Here is an 18,688-nt window from a genome sequence, read left to right as displayed (position 1 = left end):
GTCTGCCAGGAATCCGCTCTCGACTCATCGGCCACTTCACCTGATCGTGTAGCTACGTGCGTTCGATTATCTCGGTAATGTCGATGATGTGAGTACCGGCAGCGGCACCCAGACATCGCGCACCGAGTGGTGGCGCGAGGATGCCGACTGTCTGCTGTCCGAACTCGTCCGCACCGAACGAGCACAGCGGCGTTTGGCGGCGCGGCAAGGGGAAATCCTGGCCGAGCTGGAACGACGGGGTGTTCGGGAGGTCACGGGGTATGGGAGTCTGGCGCGGTTGTTGTGTGAGACGTTGCATCTTCCGTTCTCCGAGGCGAAAGCGCGAGTGGCACGGGCGGTGGCGTTGAACGGCACCCGCGATCTGACCAGCGGTGAGCAACCCCCGATCGCGCCTGCCACGGCACTCGCGGCCACGGACGGCGCGGTCGGTGCCGCGCAGATCGATAAAATCCTCAGTGTTCTTGGAAAACTCCCGAAGACGCTGCTGGTGAGTGAGCGGGGCGAGGCGGAGAAGATTCTCGCCGAACTGGCCCGCGCGGCTGGGCCTCGGGAGATCGACAAGGCCGGAGCGCGATTGCTGGCTCAGCTTGACCCGGATGGGCCGGAGCCGAAGAACCCGGAGCCGGAACCGTTCCGGCCCGAGTTCTCGATCGCCTCGCATCGGGATGGCGGGCACCAGATCAAGGCCCGCGTCGACGACGAGACCTCCGCACGCCTCCAGGCAATGCTCAATCCGTTAGCGAAGCCCCGGCCCGCCACCGAAGAAGGCCGCGACACTCGTTCCCCCTGGGAACGACGCGGGCACGCCTTCTCCGAACTGGTGCGGATGTGGGCCGAGCTTCCGGAGTTGCCGACTCAGGCCGGGGAAGCCACCCACATCGTCGTCACCGTCGGGCTGGAGGAACTGCGCACCGGGATCGGGCAGGCCACCCTCGCCCCGTCGGGCGAGATCACCGCCGCCCAAGCCCGACGGCTGGCCTGCGACGCCAAGATCATCCCCATGGTGCTGGGTACCCACAGCGAACCCCTCGACGTCGGCCGCGCCCACCGACTCGCCACCCCCGCCATCCGCCGGGCCCTGATCCACCGCGACCGCGGATGTGCGTTCCCGGGCTGTGAAGCCCCCGCGTCCCAATGCACCGCGCACCACATCACCTATTGGGCACACCACGGGGAGACCAAAGTGGACAATCTTGTGCTCGTATGTTCCGTGCACCACAAGGTAATCCACCGATCCGAATGGGAAGTCCGCATCGCAAACGACGGGCTACCGGAGTTCCTGCCACCCACCTGGATGGACCCCGCCCGTACGCCTCGACGCAATACCATTCACCGAACCTGAGCTGTCCTGCTCGGGAGACCGTCACGATGGCTGCAAGAACGGGTTCCGGCTCCATTTTCGGGCGAGTTCTGGTCCCGCTTGTCGGCGTACTGGCGAAAGTGCTCGGTCGTGTACGGACGAACGTGCTCAGTGCTGGGCGAGTTCGGTTCGCGGTTTGCGGGTCTGCGGTTGGGTGAGTTGGCCTGTGCGCTGCTGGTGGTCGGCCTGGTCTGGCTTGACCTCAACCGACGACCTCGCTGGCTGACCGTGGCTGATCGCTCCGCGCGGCGGTCGGCGCGGTCTACGGCTCTGGCCGGGAAATAGTGCGACAGCCCGCACATGCGGGGATTACCGTCCGTGGCATGGTGGAAACATCTCTGACGTGGCGGCCGCTTACCCACGGGGACGCCAAAGCGTCGGCCGACCTGCTCAACGCCATCGAGACGGTGGACGAGATCGGTGAGAACTACACCGCGGAAGATACCCTCCAGGAGCTGATCGATCCTTACGCGGATCTGGAGCGCGGGAGCCTCGCGATCTTCGACGGCGGCGTGATGGTCGGCTACATGAAGATCCGCTACAAGCCGACCGCGGACGAGGTCCATCGGGTCTTTCTGGACGGCGGGGTCCACCCGGACTATCGCCGCCGGGGTGTCGGCACCACGCTCATGGAAGCCGGGGTGGCGGCAGCGAAGGTGCTGCACGCGCTGCATCACCCGACACGGAAGCTCGTGGTCGACGTCCACAAGAGCGAGCACATCGCCGGTGTGGCCGAACTCCTCCGCTGCCAGGGGTTCGCGCCGGTTCGCTACTTCCAGCGCATGGAGCGCCCGCTCGGCGACGCGCTCGGCGCCGTGGCGGTCCCCGACGGGCTGCGGATCGAGCCGTGGTCGGAGCGCAACGATGAGGAATTCCGGTTGACCCGCAACGAGTCCTTCATCGACCACTGGGGTGCGGTGCCGATGCCCGTGGACCTGTGGAAGAACAAGATCACCAACCAGACGTTCCGGCCCGAGGTCAGCTTCCTGCTCCGGCAGGTAACGACCGGGGCGCCGGTGGGCGTGCTGGTGACCATGTCCTGGGAGGCCGATACCGCGGCCACCGGGGTCCGTGACGCGCACTTCATGCTCATCGGAACACTCCCGGGCTACCGGAGGCGGGGCGTCGCCAGCGCCCTGATCGGGCACGCACTGCGGGCCGCCGCCGACCAGGGCTACGACCGCGCCAGCCTGAGCGTCGACTCGGCGAGCCCCTCCGGGGCGTCCGGAGTCTTCGAGAAGGCAGGCTTCACCCCGAGGATGCGCTACGTGCGCTGGGCACTCGAAGTCTGACCCGACGCACTCACGGGCCGTCTCAACGGACCACCGATTGCAGTGCCCTGCGCCGAGTGCCACACAGAAGCAGCCGCACCACTGAGCACGTTCATCTGTACGCGCCTGAGCACTTTGGCCAGTATGCCGACACCACTTCCCGATCTTGGGAAGATCGACTGGGAACCAGAAGTGGCCCCACCCGGAGTTTCCTCGCGGTCGAGTGTGGCCGCCGCTCGCCGCGAGTCCAGAACTGGCTCCCATAACCAGTCATAACCAGTCACGACCGGGAACTCAGTGCCGGGCCCAGAAATCGGTCAGGGCCCGGGCGCCGAGGGCCGGGTTCTGCACCATCCACCAGTGACCCACTCCGTCGAGGACCGCGACCTCGGCTCCGGCCCGTTCCGCGCTGCGGCGCCGCATCTCCTGCGAGCCGACGATGTGGTCCTCGGCGGCGATGACGGCGAGCCCGGGACGTGCCGCGGCGGGGAGGTTCCTGCCCAGGTCGGCCATGACCGGTTGAACGGCGGAGCGGTAGTAGGTGAGGATGGCCCGGCCCATTTCCGGTCCCTGCGCCGCGGCCAGTGCCGTGGCGACCGGCCTGGTGATGCCCCGTGACATCATGCGCTCGGTGCGCTTCTCCACCGTGCCGCCCATCAGGTCGAACGCGCCCAGGGTGTCGCTGACCCAGGTCCGGATCAGGCGGTTTCACCGCCGGACGCGCAGGGCCGCCACGATCTCGTCGGCCATGGACTGGTCGGCCCGTTCCTGAGCGGGCAACACCAGGGAGCGGCCGAAGAAGTGGCCGAGGTCGACGCCGAGGCTCATGGCGTGGACCTCGGTCCCGGCGCTCTCGGCCTCGTGGACGGCGCGGAGCAGATCGGTTTCCAGGAAGCCGTCGGGGTTGGCGGCGGCGGTGGCGCTGTCGGCGGGACTGCCGTCGGTGAACACCACGAGCAGGCCGCGGCGGGCGCCGAGAGCGCGGGAGCGCCCGGCGGCCCAGCGCACGGCCTCGCCCCCGATGCCCTCGCGGAACAGGTCCGCCTTGAACAGACAGGCGAGCCCCTGACGGGCGCGTCGCCACGAGTCGTCCGCGTCCTTGAAGACGAGGTGCAGGCGGTCGTTGAGCCGCCCGGGCCCGGCGGGGCGGCCCGCCCTCGCCCAGTCGCGCCGCGCCCGGCCCCCGTTCCAGCCGTCCGTGGAAAAACCGAGAACCTCCGTGGTGACACCGAGTTCGTCCAGCACACGGGTCAGGGCGTCGACGAGGACGCCGGTCAGCGGGACGTGCTGTTTCATCGAGCCCGAGCAGTCGAGCAGGAAAGTGACCGAGACGTCGGCCTTCCTGGTGGTGGCCTCGGCGCGGAAGACGCGGGTCTCGCCGGGGGAGGTGACCAGAGTGGCGAGGCGGCGGCCGTCGAGATGACCGTCTTCGAGGCCGTGCTCCCAGCCGTCTGCCGCCGGGATCGCGAGCGCGGCGGCGAGGTCGCGGAGCAGCTTGGCGCGGTTCAGCCGGGCGTGGCGGCCGAGATCGTCGAGCCGCTGCCGGAACTCCTTCCGCTGGGCGGGACGGACGAGGCGGACCGCGTCGCGCTCCCGGTCGTGGTCGGTGGTGAAGATCCGGTAATCGTCCACTTCGGACCGATGGCGCGGATCCCCGGCGACCGGGACGCCGGCGTCGTCGGGGCCGGAGCCACGCAGGAGATCGGCCAGCGCGCGCTGGCCCGCCGACTCCGCGCGCCGGGCCCGTCCGCTGGGGGAGCCCAGCAGATCCGCGACGGCGAGGGCGAATTCGGCGGCCGCGGGCGCGAAGCGCGCCTGTTCGCCACGGAGCCCGCTCAACCGGGCGAGCCGGGGGCCGAACCGGGGAGCGAGCGCGGCCCGCACCGGCTCGATGATCTCCTCGATCGGGGCGGGCACCGGGAATCCGGTGAACCGCGACCACGCCATGACGGCCACGGTGTGCAGGAGCAGGCCCGAGTTCGTCTGGGTCAGCCCGGCCGCGTCGGCGGCGACGAGCCAGTGCTCCGCCCGGTGCCGGACGTTCGCGGCGGCGCCGGGAAATCCTTGCGGTACAAGGGATTCGACGCGGAACTGTTCGAGCTGGTCGAACAGCAGCCCGCCGACGTCGCCGTCCGGCCGGTGCCCGGTGTGCAGCGCGGGGTCGGTGTACCGCAGCCGCAGGGCGAGCGCGTCGGCCGCGCCCCGCAGGCAGTGCCGGTCCTCCTCCGCGCCGGTGCGCAGATGCGGTGCCAGCATGGTGAGCCGGGTGCCGCCCCGGTACGGTTCCCCGGCGCGGAAGCGGACCTCGGGATCCCGCCCGATCGCCCGGACCGTGGTGCCGCGCACCAGGTCGAGGCGGTGGGCCGCCCGCGCGGCGGCGCGGTCGGCGAGCGCGTCGCCTGCCATCGCTCAGGCGCTCGCGCGGAGCGTGCCCGGCTCCGGGTCGCGGTCGAAACACCGCTGGAAGTACTCGCCGACGACCTCCCGCTCGAACTCCGCGCACTTGTTGGTGAACGTGACGCGCAGCGCGAGCGCGGGATCGCCGAGGTACCCGGTGTTCTCCGCCCAGGTCACCACCGTCCGGGTGGACATCAGCGTGGCGAGGTCACCGGATTCGTGGCCGTGCCGGGTGAGCCGGGCGAGCGCGACCATGGCCTCGGCGGTCCGGCGATCGAGCCAGGGGACCTGGCCGAGGACCACGTCGATTTCGGCCTCGGCAGGCAGGTAGTCGAGCTTGGCGACGACGTTCCAGCGGTCCAGCTGGGCGTGGTTGATCCGCTGCACGCCGTGGTAGAGCCCGTCGTGGTCGCCGAGACCGCTGGTGTTGGCGGTGGCGAACAGCCGGAAACCGGGGTGGGCGTGCAGGACCTCGTTGCGTTCGAGGAGGGTGAACCGGCCCTCCTTCTCCAGCAGACGCTGGATGACGAACATGACGTCGGGACGTCCGGCGTCGTACTCGTCCAGGACCAGCGCGACCGGGCGCCGGACCGCCCACGGCAGGATCCCCTCGCGGAATTCGGTGACCTGCTTGCCTTCCCGCAGGGTCACCGTGTCGCGGCCGACGAGTTCGAGCCGCCCGACGTGGCCGTCGAGATTGACGCGCAGGCAGCCCCAGTTGAGCCGGGCGGCGATCTGCTCGACGTGCGTGGACTTGCCCGAACCGTGGCGGCCGTGCACCAGCACCCGCCGGTTGTGCGCGAAGCCGAGCAGCAACGCGAGGGTCGCCTCGGGGTCGAAGCGGTAGGCGTCGTCGCGCGCGGGGACGTGCTCGTCGGGTTCGGCGAACGCGGGGACCTTGAGGTCGACGTCGAGGCCGAACAGTTCCCGCGCGTCCACCGTGGTGTCCGGCGTCCTGGTCGTCACGGCTGCTCCTCTCCCGACGCGGCGTCGGTGGTGGCGGTGATCTCGTGGCGCCCCATGGCCTCGGCGGCGGCGCGCAGCGCGGGCAGGGTCGTGGTGACGTCGTCGAGCGACAGGCGCATGACCGGCGCCTGGACCGCGACGCCGAGAACCGGCTGCCCGCCGTCCTCACGCGGCACGGTCACCGCGACGCAGACCAGTCCGGGCAGGAACTCCTCGTCGTCGACGGCGTAGCCCTGCGCGCGGATCCGGTCGAGCTCGGCCTCCAGCGCGTCGGGCTCGGTGATCGTCTTGGCGGTGTAGCGCTTGAGCGGGGTGTGCCCGATGAGCTTGCGTCGCTGCGGCGCGGGCATCTGCGCGAGGAACAGCTTGCCGCTCGCCGAACAGTGGACGGGGACCCGCGAACCGGGGCGCAGGTAGAACCGCAGCGGCTCCGGGGTCTCCACACGGTCGAGGTAGACGACCTCGCCGCGGGACAGCGCGGTGATGTTGCAGCTTTCGCCGAGCTCCTCGACCAGGTGCTGGAGGATCACGTGCCGCCCGCCGTTGCGGGAGTCGTTGAGCAGCAGGTTCTCCGCGAGCCGGTGCAGCCGCGCGCCGGTGGTGTAAGTGCGCCCGTCGGCCTCGCGCAGCAGCAGGCCCGCGGACTCGAGCTGCTGGAGCATGCGGTGCAACGTCGGTTTGGGCAGCCCGGTCTCGGCCACGAGCGCGGGCAGCGAGACCTGGTGGTCACTGGCTGCGATCAGTTCGAGCAGCGCGAACAGCCGCAGCGCCGGGGTGTCGCCGGACAGCGGCCCGTCCGGCTCCTGGATGAGTTCCACACCGCCTCCCTCTGGTGTCTCGGAAAACAGTACACCTCGTCTCGGAGTTGAAGACAACCCGTTGACTTGGCTGGGGCGTGGCGCCTACAGTCCGGCGAAGTACAAGTTTTCGGAATCTTTCGTTCCAGATTTTGCGACGACGACGTTCAGGGAGCAGGCAGTGAGCGAGCGAGCAACGGGGCCGCAGAAGATGACCCCCTCGGAGGCCTTCGTCGAGACGTTGGCGGCCAACGGCGTGACCGAGATCTTCGGCATCATGGGGTCCGCCTTCATGGACGCGATGGACATCTTCGCGCCGGCGGGCATCAAGCTGATCCCGGTCGTGCACGAGCAGGGCGCGGCGCACATGGCCGACGGCTACGCGCGCGCCAGCGGCCGCCACGGCGTGGTGATCGGCCAGAACGGCCCGGGCATCAGCAACTGCGTCACCGCGATCGCCGCCGCGTTCTGGGCGCACAGCCCGGTGGTCATGATCACGCCGGAGACCGGGACGATGGGGATCGGGCTCGGTGGCTTCCAGGAGGCCAACCAGCTGCCCATGTTCCAGGAGTTCACGAAGTACCAGGCGCACGTGAACAACCCGAACCGGATGGCGGAGTTCACCGGCCGGGCGTTCGACCGCGCGATGTCGGAGATGGGGCCGACGCAGCTCAACATCCCGCGCGACCACTTCTACGGCGAGATCGAGACGGAGATCCCGGTACCCGCGCGGCTCGACCGCGGTCCCGGCGGCACCCGCAGCCTCGACGAGGCGGCCGACCTGCTGGCCACGGCGGAGTTCCCGGTGATCGTCGCGGGCGGCGGCGTCGTGTTCTCCGGCGGTGTCGACGAGTGCCGCGAGCTCGCCGAGCGGCTCGGCGCGCCGGTGGTGAACAGCTACCAGCACAACGACTCGTTCCCGGCGAGTCACCCGCAGTGGTGCGGCCCGCTCGGTTACCAGGGCTCGAAGGCCGCCATGCGGCTCATCTCCAAGGCGGACGTCGTTCTCGCGCTCGGCACCCGGCTCGGCCCGTTCGGCACGCTGCCGCAGCACGGGATGGACTACTGGCCCAAGAACGCGAAGATCATCCAGGTCGACGCCGACAACAAGATGCTGGGCCTGGTCAAGAAGATCGACGTCGGCATCTGCGGTGACGCGAAGGAGGCCGCCACCGCGCTCACCGAACGGCTGCGCAAGCGGACGCTCGCGTGTGACGCGTCCCGCGGCCAGCGGGCCGACGAGATCCGCGCGGAGAAGGAGGCGTGGGAGCAGGAGCTCGGCGACTGGATCCACGAGACCGACCCGTACAGCCTCGACATGATCGCCGAGCAGGAGCAGGACGAGCACACCTGGCTGCACCCCCGCCAGGTGCTGCGTGAGCTCGAAAAGGCCATGCCCGAGCGCGTGATGGTCTCGACCGACATCGGCAACATCAACTCGGTCGCGCACAGCTACCTGCGGTTCGAGGAGCCGCGCAGCTTCTTCGCCCCGATGAGCTTCGGCAACTGCGGGTACGCGCTGCCGACGATCATCGGCGCCAAGGCCGCGTGCCCCGACCGGCCCGCGATCGCCTACGCCGGGGACGGCGCGTGGGGGATGAGCATGGTCGAGATCATGACCGCGGTACGCCACGACATCCCGGTGACCGCCGTCGTGTTCCACAACCGGCAGTGGGGCGCGGAGAAGAAGAACCAGGTCGACTTCTACAACCGCCGGTTCGTCGCGGGTGAGCTGGAGAGCGAGAGCTTCGCCGGTATCGCGCAGGCGATGGGCGCCGAGGGCATCGTGGTCGACTCGCTCGACGAGGTCGGTCCCGCGCTGCGCAAGGCGGTCGACGCGCAGATGAACGAGGGCCGCACCACGGTCATCGAGGTGATGTGCTCGCGCGAGCTGGGCGACCCGTTCCGCCGCGACGCGCTGCGCAAGCCCGTGCGGCTGCTGGACAAGTACCGCGACTACGTCTGATCGCCCGTGAATGCCACATTGAGGGACTCCGAGTCCCTCAATGTGGCATTCACGGACCGGCCCGGTTCCTCACCACCGATCACGAAAGCGGTGCCGTGTCTGCTCTTCCCGCCCCAGCCGAGACGTTCCCGCTGCACGACCGGTGGCGCGCGGTGCTCGCCGGTGACCGGCCCACGGTCGCGCTGGCCGACGGCGACGACCCGCGGGCCGTCCGGGCGGCGGCGCTGCTGTACGACGAAGACGGTGTCGCGCCCCGGCTCGTCGGCGATCCGGCCTCGATCCGCCGGGCCTGCCGGGAGGCGGGCGTCCGGCTGCCCGGGGAGTCCATTGTGGACGCCGCGGAGCTCGTGGCGGATCCGGCGATCCACGCGCTGATCACCACCCGGCTGGCGAAAAGGCCCGACCGGATCCCGGCCGCGCTGGCCGATCCGCTCGCCGTGGCGGTCGCTGGTGTCACGACCGGGACGTTCGGGGCGTGCGTCGCGGGCGCGGACCGGCCGACCGCCGACGTGCTGCGGGCGTGCCTGCGCTACGCCGGGCTCACCCCCGGCACCACGACGCTGAGCAGCTGCTTCCTGCTCGCCCTGCCGGACCGGCGGTGCCTGACCTTCGCCGACTGCGCCGTGGTTCCCGATCCCACCGCCGAGGAGTTAGCCGAGATCGCGGTAGCGTCCGCCCGCACCCACGAAGCGCTGACGGGGGAGGAGCCGGTGATCGCGATGCTGTCGTTCTCCACGCTCGGCAGCGCCAGCCACGAACGGGTCGAGCGGGTACGCCGGGCCACCGAACTGCTGCGGCGGCGCGACACCGGCTTCCGGGTGGACGGCGAAATGCAGTTCGACACCGCGGTGGAGGCGAGTGTCGGGCTGCGCAAGGCGCCGGACTCGGCGGTCGCGGGCCGGGCGAACGTCCTGGTCTTCCCGAACCTCGACGCCGGGAACATCGGGTACAAGATCGCCGAGCGGCTCGGCCGCGCCCAGGCGTTCGGGCCGATCCTGCAGGGGCTGGCCGCGCCGGTCAACGACCTGTCCCGCGGCTGTGGCGCCGGCGAGATCCGGGCCACGGCGCTGCTCACCGCGGTGCAGGCCCGCGGCAGGGGCGGTGACGGCGGCTAGATGGACCTCCTGCTCGCCGGGCTGGCGGTGACGGCGTCCTCGCTCATCGGGGGCGCGACGGGATTCGCGACGTCGCTGCTGTCCACGCCCGCGCTGCTGCTGCTCGGCTACGACGTCCCGTTCGTGGTGACGGTCAACCTCGCGGCGACGCTGGTGTCCCGGATCCTGGTCGTGTGCCGGTCGTGGCGGGCGATCGAGCCGAAACGCATCGGGCTGCTCGTCGCGGGCAGCGCCCCGGGCGCGGTGCTGGGCGCGGTGACCGTCGGCGCCGTGCCCGTCCATGTCCTGCGGGTCTTCGCGGGCGTCGTCGTGGCGCTGCTCGGGCTGCTCCTGCTGGTTCCCGTCACCGGCGAGACGAGGGCGGGGCCCGGCCGCGCCGGACATGTGGCCACCGGGCTGGCCAGCGGTTACCTCGCCACCTCGGTGTCGCTGAACGGCCCGCCGGTCGCGGCGCTGCTGAGCACGGCGAACCTGCCGGTGCGGGCGTTCATCGCCAATCTGGCGTGCTATTTCATCTCGACGAACCTGATCTCCCTCGCCGCGCTCGCCGTCACCGGCGGGATTCCGCGTCACGGGCTGCTGCCGGTGCTCCCGGTCCTGCTCGTCGCGGCGATCGTGGGCAACCAGTTCGGCACCGCGGTGTCCTCGCGGGTGCCCCGGAAGGCGTTCAAGTACGTCGTCGCGGGGCTCGTCGTGGTCTCCGGAGTGGTGACCGCGGTTTCCTGAGCGGTTGCGTTAGCCTGACCCGGTCAGGAGAACCGCCAGGACGACGGAAGCCCGTGAACAACTCAGGAGCCCAGCCACCAGCCGGAACCCAGGCGATCCGACGCGCGCTCGGGGTGCTGCGGCTGCTCATGGAGGAGGGCGGGGAGCTGTCCCTGTCCGCCATCGCCCGCAGGCTCGACCTCACCCCGGGCACCACGCACCGCGTCGTCGGCGCGCTGAGCGTCGACGGCCTGGTGGCGCACAACCCGCACACCGACTGCTACCACCTCGGCGCCGGGGCGATCCTGCTCGGCCAGGCCGCGCAGCGGGTGCACGGGCTGGAACGCGCGTTGCCGGTGATCCGGCAGGTCAACGCGGACACCGGGGAGTCGGTGAACATCGCCGTCCGCGAGGGCGGCGAGTCGGTGGTGCTGCTGCGCGCGCAGTCCACCCTGCCGTTGCGGTTCGAACAACACCCCGGTGCTCGTTTCCCCTTGTACACCACCGCTTCCGGCAAGGCGATGCTGGCGCATTCGCTCGACGTCGAGGCCTATCTGGCGAGCCTGCCCGAGCGGCTGCCCGCGCTGACCACGCACACGCTGTCCCGTCGCGAGGAACTGGCGCTGGAGCTGACCGAGACCCGTGACCGCGGCTACAGCATCGACGACGAGGAGAACGTCGCCGGGGTGCGCTGCGTGGGCGCCGCGGTCCTGGACGAACAGGGGCTGGCCAGGGCGGCGGTGGTCATCCAGGTACCGACGGTGCGGCTGCCCGACGAGCGCATCCCCGAACTGGGCGCGCGGGCCGTCGCCGCCGCGCGCGAGGTCGCGCAGTTCCTCCCGCCGGACAGGTTCATTCAGCGCTGAGGCCCAGCGCCCGCGCGGTCAGCGACGCGAGGTGCGCGGGTTCGTGCCCGGACAGCTGCCGGATCTGGGTCCGGCAGCTGAACCCGTCCGCGTGCACGACGGTCCCGGGTTCCGCCGCGCGCAACGCGGGCAGCAGCTGGTGTTCGGCGACCCGGACCGAGACGTCGTAGTGCCCGCGCTCGAACCCGAAGTTGCCCGCCAGGCCGCAGCAGCCCTCACGCAGTACGCGCGCTTCGCCGGTGACGCGGCCGAGCAGCCGGGTGTCGGCGTCGTAGCCGAGGTCCGCGTGCTGGTGGCAGTGCACCTGGGTGAGGACCCGGTTTTCGACCGACCTGATCTCCGGTAGCTCGGCTTCGCCGACGTGCTCGGCGAAGGTGCGGACCGCCTTGCCGAGCAGTTTCACCCGGGGATCGCCGGGCAGCAGTTCGGCGGCGTCCTCGCGCAGCAGTGCGGTGCAGCTCGGTTCGAGCCCGATCACCGGCACTCCGCGGTCCAGCCAGGGCTCCAGGGTGTCGAGGGAACGGCGCAGCACGCGGCGGGCCGTGTCGAGCTGGCCGGTGCTGTGCCAGGTCAGTCCACAGCAGACGGTGCGGGCGGGCAGGTGCACCTCGTGGCCGAGGGCCTCCAGCACGGCGACCGCGTCGCGGCCGACCCCGGGGTCGAAGAAGTTGGTGAAGGTGTCCGGCCACAGCACGACGGGTGTCCGTTCAGCCGTCCACTGTGGATTTTCCCGGCGGGCGAACCACTTCCGGAACGTCGGCGTGGCCAGTGCGGGCAGCTCGCGTTCGGCGGCGATCCCGCCGAGCCGGGTGAGCGCGTGCCGCAGCGGGCTCGCCGCCACGGCGTTGACGATCTTCGCCAGCGGTGCGCCCAGCCGCAGCCAGCGCGGCAGGGCGCCCATCGTGTAGTGCGCCATCGGGCGTTTGCGGTGTTCGTAGTGCCTGCTGAGGAACTCCGAGCGGTAGGAGGCCATGTCGACGCCCACCGGGCAGTCGGACTTGCAGGCCTTGCAGCCCAGGCAGAGATCGAGCGCGTGGCGGACCTCTTCGGACCGCCAGCCGTCGGTGATGACGTCCCCGGCGAGCATTTCGAACAGCAGCCGGGCCCGGCCACGGGTGGAGTGCTCTTCTTCGCCGGTCGCCCGGTAGCTCGGGCACATCATCCCGCCCGAGGCGGACACACACTTGCCGACGCCGACACAGCGGCGGGACGCCGCCGCCAGGTCACCGCCGTCCGCGTGCAGGGCGAGCCGTGCCCGCGTCGGCAGGACGGGCGGCGCGATGACGGTGCGCAGGTCGGCGTCCAGTGGCGCGGGGTCGACGACCCGGCCCGGGTTCATCCCGTTGGCCGGGTCGAAGGCGGCCTTGAACTCCGCGAAGGCGGCCATCAGCCGGGGCGGGAACATCCGGGGCAGCAGCTCCGCGCGCGCCTGGCCGTCGCCGTGCTCACCGGACAGGGAGCCGCCGTGCCTGACGACGAGGTCGGCCGCGTCGGTGAGGAACGCCCGATAGGCCGGTGCCGCCTCGGGCGCGGCGAGCGGGAAGTCGATGCGGACGTGCAGGCAGCCGTCACCGAAATGGCCGTACACCAGCCCTTTGCGGCCGTGTTCTGCCATCAGCAGCTCGAAGTCGCGCAGGTACTTCCCGAGGTTTTCCGGGGGCACCGCGGCGTCCTCCCAGCCGGACCAGGCCTCCGAACCGTCGGCCAGCCGGGTGGCCAGTCCCGCGCCCTCCTCGCGGATCCGCCAGAGTTTCCGTTGCGCCGCCGGGTCTTCCACCACGAGCGTGCTGGCGCCGACCAGTTCGGCGCGCTCGGCGACCCGCCGGGCGTTCTCCCGGGCCTCGGCCGCCGACGCGCCGCCGGTTTCGAGGTAGAGCCACGCCGTCCCGGCCGGGAGTTCGCTGCGGTCGCCGGGTTTCCGCGCGTCGAGCGCCTGGACGAGCCCGGTTTCGATGCCTTCCATGGTCAGCACGGGCAGATCGAGCAGCGCGGGCACGGCGTCGGCGGCCTCGACGCTGCTGTCGAACCCGAACACCACGAGCGCCCGCGACGCCGGCGCCTCCGCCAGGTCGACGGTCGCGCTCAGGATCGTCGCGCAGGTTCCCTCGGTGCCGACGAGTGCCTTGGCGACGTCGAACCCGTTCTCCGGCAACAGGTATTCGAGGTTGTAGCCGGAGACGCGGCGCGGGAGCTTCGGGAAGCCGAGCCGGATGTCGGAGAGGTACTCGTCGCGCACCGCGCGGAGCGAACGGTAGAGCCGCCCGACCGAATCCTCCCGGCCGCACAAGGATTCCAGTTCCTCCGGCGACGTCCGGCCGACCTCCAGCCGAGTGCCGTCGCGCAGCGCGATCTCCAGCGACCGGACGTTGTCCACGGTCTTGCCCCACGCGACCGAATGCGAGCCGCAGGCGTTGTTGCCGATCATGCCGCCGATGGTGCAGCGGCTGTGCGTCGAGGGATCCGGCCCGAAGGTCAGCCCGTGTCCGGCGGCCCGCTCGCGCAGCCGGTCGAGGACGAGACCGGGTTCGACGCGGGCGGTGCGCGCCCCGGCGTCGATCTCCAGAACGCGGTCGAGGTGCCGGGTGAAGTCGAGGATCACCGCCTCGTTGGTGGCCTGGCCGCCGATGCTCGTCGCGGCGCCGCGCGGCAGGACCGGCGCGCCGTGCGCGGCGCAGACCCGCAGCACGGTCACCACCTCCTCGGCCGAGCGGGGACGCACCACCAGCAGCGGGATGTGCCGGTAGTTCGACGCGTCGGTGGAGTGCGTCGCGAGCGTCGCCGGGTCGCCGGCCACCTCGCAGGACACCGCGGCTCGCAGCGCTTCCACCAGTGCGGATCGCGAAAGTGCGGGTGAGGGCATGGGCTTCTCCAGGGAACTCGGGGGTTCACAACGACTGGACGCGGAGCTATGGTGTGCTCGCCACATAGTGGATATGTCTTCCACATTTTGTCAATGTCGACGTGAGGAGTGGTCACCCGTGCCCGAACTGCACCGCAACGAGAGTGTGTTCACCTGGGCCGCACCGCCGCTGAAATTCGGGGCGGGCGCCCTGGACGAACTCGGCGCCGAGGTCGCGGCCCGGCAGGCGAAGTCGTGCCTGATCCTCACTGATCCCGGGGTCCGCCGGACCGGGATCCCGGACCGCGCGCTCGACTCGGTCCGCGCCGCGGGCGTGAAGAGCGAGATCTTCGACGGTGTCGGCGTCGAGCCCACCGACGCGAGCATCGAGGAGGCCGTGGCCTTCGCCCGGCAACAGGACTGGGACTGCTTCGTCGCCATCGGCGGCGGTTCGGCGATCGACACCGCCAAGGCCGTCAACCTGCTCACCACGCACCCCGGCGAACTGCTGGACTTCGTCACGCCGCCGATCGGCGCCGGCAAGGCGCCGTGGCGGCCGCTCAAACCGCTGATCGCCGTGCCGACCACCGCCGGGACCGGCTCGGAGTCCACCACGATCTGCGTCGTCGACCTGCTCGGCCTGCACCTCAAGGCCGGGGTGAGCCATCCGGCGCTGCGCCCGGCGCTGGCCGTGGTCGACCCGCGGACCACGGTGAGCCTGCCACAGCAGGTGACCGCGGCCAGCGGGATGGACGTGCTTTCGCACGCCCTGGAGAGCTACACCAGCGTGGCCTTCGACGCGAAACCCGCGCCGGAGGAGCCGATGCGCCGTCCCGCCTTCTGCGGCTCGAACCCGATCAGCGACGTCTGGTGCGAGATGGCGCTTTCCCTGGTGGGCAAGCATTTGCGGACCGCTGTCCTCAATGGACGCGATCTGCACGCGCGGACGCAGATGGCACTGGCGTCCACCTACGCGGGCACCGGGTTCGGCAACGCGGGTACCCACCTGCCGCACGCCAACGCCTACCCGATCGCCGGCGCGGTCAAGGACTACCGGGCCGAGGGCTACCCCGAGATGCCGATGGTGCCGCACGGCCAGGCGGTGTCGGCCACCGCGGCGGCGGTGTTCCGCTGGACCTACCCCGCCGCGCCCGAACGCCATCTGCGCGCGGCCCACCTGCTCTCGGGCGGGCAGACGTTCACCGCGACCGACGGGGCGGAGGCCCTGCCGCACGTGCTCGGCGAGCTGATGGCCGACATCGAGATGCCGAAGGGGCTGCACGCCTTCGGCTACGGTGAAGAAGACATCACCACGCTCGTGGACGGCACGCTCAAGCAGACCCGCCAGCTCGCCGTCGTGCCCCGCCCGGTCACCCGCACAGCCCTCGAAGACATCTTCCGCCGCTCCCTGTAGCGGGGTTATGGAGTTATCAATGGAGACAACTCCTTCCGGGCCTGGCGAGGAATCCAGGAGCGGTACCGACGTCCGCCTCGTCGTGGCGTCCAGCGTCTTCGGCACGACCGTCGAGTGGTACGACTTCTTCCTCTACGGCACGGCCGCGGGCATCGTGTTCAACAAGCTCTACTTTCCCGGCGACGACCCGCTCGTCGCCACTGTCCTCTCCTTCGCGACCTTCGCGCTGGGCTTCCTCGCCCGGCCCGTCGGCGGATTCCTCTTCGGACACCTCGGCGATCGGGTCGGCCGCAAGAAGACCCTCGTGGCGACGATGCTCATCATGGGGGTGGCGACCTGTCTCATCGGGCTGCTGCCCGACTACGCGATGATCGGCCCGGCCGCGCCGATCCTGCTCATCGTGCTCCGGCTGGCGCAGGGCGTCGCCGTCGGCGGCGAGTGGGGCGGCGCGGTGCTCATGGCGACCGAGTACGCGCCGGCCGGGAAACGGGGCCTCTACGGGAGTTTCCCGCAGATCGGGCTCGCGCTCGGGCTCACCCTCGGCACCGGTGTGCTGGCCGCGCTCAACGCCCTCACCACCGAGGCGGCGTTCCTCTCCTGGGGCTGGCGCATCGGGTTCCTGCTCTCGGCGGTGCTCGTGGTCGTCGGGCTCCTCATCCGGGTCAAGATCGTGGAGACGCCCGCGTTCCGGAAAATGGCCGAGCAGGAGGGCGAATCCACCGTGCCCGCGCTCGAACTCGTGCGGGACCGGGTTTCCCGGCGGCATCTGCTGCTCGGCATGGGCAGCAGGCTCACCGAGGGCGTGGCCTTCAACGCCTGGGCCGTGTTCGTGATCTCCTACGGCAGCGGGACCCTGCATCTGGACCGGCAGCCACTGTTGCAGGCGGTGATGATCGCCGCCGCCGTGATGGTGGTGTTCATCCCGGTCTTCGGCCGGGTGTCCGACCGCGTCGGCCGCCGCCGGGCCTTCGCCGTCGGCGCCCTGACGACCCTGGTACTGGCGATCCCCGCGCTGGCCGCGCTGCACGCGGGCAACACGGTCCTGATCACCGTGTCGCTCGTGGCCGTGCTGGGCATCAGCTATCCGCTGATGTACGGGCCGCAGGCGGCCTTCTACGCCGAACTGTTCCCGGTTTCCCGCCGCTGCACCGGGATTTCGGTGGTGTACCAGCTTTCCGGGGTGGTGGCCTCCGGGCTCACCCCGCTGGTCCTGGCCTATCTGGCGGGCCGCACCGGTACCAACGGTGTGCTCGTCTACCTCGCGGTGACCACCGCGATCAGCGTGGTGTGCACGCTGGCCATCCGCGAACGCGACATGTTCGCCGACGACGTCCGCACGGCGGTGCCCGCGACCGCCGTCGGCCAGGGAAACGCCTGAACGAAGCCGAAATACGGAGTGGTCCGTGAATGCCACATTGAGGGACTCAGAATCCCTCAATGTGGCATTCACGGACCGGGCGCGAGAGATCAGGCGAGATCGGTGCCGGGCGTGTTCCGCAGGCTCGGGCGGGGAGTGTCCGGCGTCGCCGGGGATTCCTCCACCGGGGGCGCTTCGGCCGCGGGCGGAGTACCACCGCGACGGCGGCGTACCTCGTAGCCCACCAGGATCAGGACCAGGGTCACCGCGCTGAGCCAGAACTGCGAACGGGTGTCCGGCAGCATCGCCATCGCGCCGATCACCAGCACCATCAACGCGATCGTCGCGTAGCTCAGCCAGGGGAACAGCCACATCTTCAGCGCCAGTTTGCCGGGGTCCTCGCGTTGCAGGCGGCGGCGCAGGGTGACCTGGGCCAGCGCGATCGCCAGGTAGACGAACAACGCGACCGCGCCGTAGGAGTTCACCAGGAACTGGAAGATCACGTCCGGCGAGGTGTAGGCGGCGATGACCGAGGCGTAGCCGACGACCGTCCCGGCGAGGATGGCGCGGCGGGGGACACCGCTGCGGGACAGCCGGGTGAAGGCGCGGGGCGCGTCGCCGTGGTGCGTCAGCGCGAACAGCATCCGGGACGAGGTGTAGAGCGCGGAGTTCAGGCAGGACAGCACGGCGGTGAGCACGATGCCGTTCATGATGGTCGCGACCGCCGGGACGCCCAGCACGTCGAGCACCGACGCGTACGGGCTGACCGCGGTTTCCGGGGAGTTCCACGCCTTGACCGCCACGACCACGAACACCGAGCCGACGTAGAACAGCACGACCCGGAAGATGATCGACCGCATCGCTTTCGCGATGGCCTTCTTCGGCTCGGCGGACTCGGCCGCGGCGATCGTGACGATCTCCGCCCCGGTGTAGAACCCGATGCACGGCACCACGGCGGCGAGTACGGCGCCGATACCGAGCGGCGCGAAACCGCCGTGGGACACCAGATTCGACACACCGCCGTGCGAACCCGGCCAGATCCCGAACAGGTACAGCGCGCCGAGCACGAGGAACACGATGATCGCGACGACCTTGATCGAGGAGAACCAGTACTCGAATTCACCGTAGGAGCGCGCCGAAACCATGTTGGTGCCGGTCAGCAGGACCAGCAGGCCGAGGCTGAGCACCCAGAGCGGGACCCCGGGCAGCCACAGCTGCAGGATCCGCCCGCCCGCGACGGCCTCGACGGCCACCACGATGACGAAGAAGTACCAGTACATCCAGCCCACCGCGAAGCCGGCGCGGTTGCCCATCGCCTCCCGCGCGTAGACGTAGAACGAGCCCAGCGCGGGCTTCGCCACCGTCATCTCGGCCAGCATCCGCATGATGAGCACGGTGATCAGCCCGGCGATCAGGAACGAGATGACCGCGGCGGGGCCGGTCGACTGGATCACGACGCCGCTGCCGACGAACAGTCCGGCACCGATGACGCCGCCGAGGGCGATGAGGTTCATGTGCCGCTGTTTGAGCCCCGGTTTCAGTCCGCTGGGCCGGGCGGGTTCGGACATCGAACTCACGTCTCCTCCTAGTCGCGGCACCGACGGTGCGGAACCGCTGGGAGCTTGCTTTGTGGTT

At 70.5% G+C, this 18,688-nt stretch carries 14 protein-coding genes; 8 read left to right on the top strand and 6 right to left on the bottom strand.

Going from position 1 to position 18,688, the window contains the following annotated elements:
• The first annotated feature begins 88 nt into the window (after positions 1 to 88).
• Positions 89 to 1,342, top strand: coding sequence for an HNH endonuclease signature motif containing protein (locus tag ABD987_RS00230; protein ID WP_345385480.1), 1,254 nt, complete (start codon positions 89 to 91; stop codon positions 1,340 to 1,342).
• A gap of 341 nt (positions 1,343 to 1,683) precedes the next feature.
• Positions 1,684 to 2,652 carry a GNAT family N-acetyltransferase gene (locus ABD987_RS00225; protein WP_345385478.1) on the top strand — a complete coding sequence of 323 codons (969 nt, stop codon included), beginning with the start codon at positions 1,684 to 1,686 and terminating at the stop codon, positions 2,650 to 2,652.
• 273 nt (positions 2,653 to 2,925) lie between these two features.
• On the opposite strand, the gene ABD987_RS00220 is transcribed toward ABD987_RS00225, so the two are convergent.
• The 4 genes from ABD987_RS00220 to ABD987_RS00205 are packed head-to-tail and all read right to left on the bottom strand — an operon-like array spanning position 2,926 to position 6,812.
• Complete coding sequence (locus tag ABD987_RS00220; RefSeq protein WP_345385476.1) at positions 2,926 to 3,288, bottom strand: alpha/beta fold hydrolase; 363 nt, start codon at positions 3,286 to 3,288, stop codon at positions 2,926 to 2,928.
• Positions 3,289 to 3,339: 51 nt separating this feature from the next.
• Positions 3,340 to 5,037 (bottom strand): cobaltochelatase CobT-related protein, encoded by a 1,698-nt coding sequence (locus ABD987_RS00215; protein WP_345385474.1) that lies wholly within the window; start codon positions 5,035 to 5,037, stop codon positions 3,340 to 3,342.
• A gap of 3 nt (positions 5,038 to 5,040) precedes the next feature.
• On the bottom strand, positions 5,041 to 5,994 hold the full coding sequence (locus ABD987_RS00210; RefSeq protein ID WP_345385471.1) for an AAA family ATPase: 954 nt from the start codon (positions 5,992 to 5,994) through the stop codon (positions 5,041 to 5,043).
• On the bottom strand, positions 5,991 to 6,812 hold the full coding sequence (locus ABD987_RS00205; protein ID WP_345385469.1) for an IclR family transcriptional regulator: 822 nt from the start codon (positions 6,810 to 6,812) through the stop codon (positions 5,991 to 5,993). Before ABD987_RS00205 ends, ABD987_RS00210 begins: the two co-directional genes overlap by 4 nt.
• A 190-nt stretch (positions 6,813 to 7,002) precedes the next feature.
• Between ABD987_RS00205 and xsc the strand changes: the two genes are divergently transcribed.
• The 4 genes from xsc (at position 7,003) to ABD987_RS00185 (ending at position 11,443) form a co-directional block, all read left to right on the top strand.
• Positions 7,003 to 8,757 (top strand): sulfoacetaldehyde acetyltransferase, encoded by a 1,755-nt coding sequence (gene xsc, locus ABD987_RS00200; RefSeq protein WP_345386766.1) that lies wholly within the window; start codon positions 7,003 to 7,005, stop codon positions 8,755 to 8,757.
• Positions 8,758 to 8,852: 95 nt separating this feature from the next.
• Entirely contained in the window at positions 8,853 to 9,872 is a 1,020-nt protein-coding gene (locus ABD987_RS00195) for a phosphotransacetylase (RefSeq protein ID WP_345385467.1), read from the top strand.
• Positions 9,873 to 10,598: a TSUP family transporter gene (locus ABD987_RS00190; protein ID WP_345385465.1), complete on the top strand. Its 726-nt coding sequence runs from the start codon at positions 9,873 to 9,875 to the stop codon at positions 10,596 to 10,598. It abuts the gene before it with no gap.
• Positions 10,599 to 10,651: 53 nt separating this feature from the next.
• Complete coding sequence (locus ABD987_RS00185) at positions 10,652 to 11,443, top strand: IclR family transcriptional regulator (RefSeq protein ID WP_345385463.1); 792 nt, start codon at positions 10,652 to 10,654, stop codon at positions 11,441 to 11,443.
• Here the strand turns inward: ABD987_RS00185 and ABD987_RS00180 are convergent.
• Positions 11,430 to 14,303, bottom strand: coding sequence for an FAD-binding and (Fe-S)-binding domain-containing protein (locus ABD987_RS00180; RefSeq protein ID WP_345385461.1), 2,874 nt, complete (start codon positions 14,301 to 14,303; stop codon positions 11,430 to 11,432). The genes ABD987_RS00185 and ABD987_RS00180 overlap by 14 nt on opposite strands.
• 118 nt (positions 14,304 to 14,421) lie before the next feature.
• Between ABD987_RS00180 and ABD987_RS00175 the strand changes: the two genes are divergently transcribed.
• Both ABD987_RS00175 and ABD987_RS00170 read left to right on the top strand, forming a co-directional pair.
• Entirely contained in the window at positions 14,422 to 15,696 is a 1,275-nt protein-coding gene (locus tag ABD987_RS00175) for a hydroxyacid-oxoacid transhydrogenase (protein ID WP_345385459.1), read from the top strand.
• Between the two features lie 19 nt (positions 15,697 to 15,715).
• Entirely contained in the window at positions 15,716 to 17,074 is a 1,359-nt protein-coding gene (locus tag ABD987_RS00170) for an MFS transporter (RefSeq protein WP_345385457.1), read from the top strand.
• Positions 17,075 to 17,163: 89 nt separating this feature from the next.
• Here ABD987_RS00170 and ABD987_RS00165 read toward each other — a convergent pair whose 3' ends face one another.
• Positions 17,164 to 18,567, bottom strand: a complete 1,404-nt coding sequence (locus ABD987_RS00165) for an amino acid permease (RefSeq protein ID WP_345386764.1) — start codon at positions 18,565 to 18,567, stop codon at positions 17,164 to 17,166.
• Between the last annotated feature and the right edge of the window lie 121 nt (positions 18,568 to 18,688).

This window comes from Amycolatopsis samaneae (genome assembly GCF_039541975.1).
Taxonomy (GTDB): domain Bacteria; phylum Actinomycetota; class Actinomycetes; order Mycobacteriales; family Pseudonocardiaceae; genus Amycolatopsis; species Amycolatopsis samaneae.
This window is presented reverse-complemented; position numbering and strand designations above follow the sequence as displayed.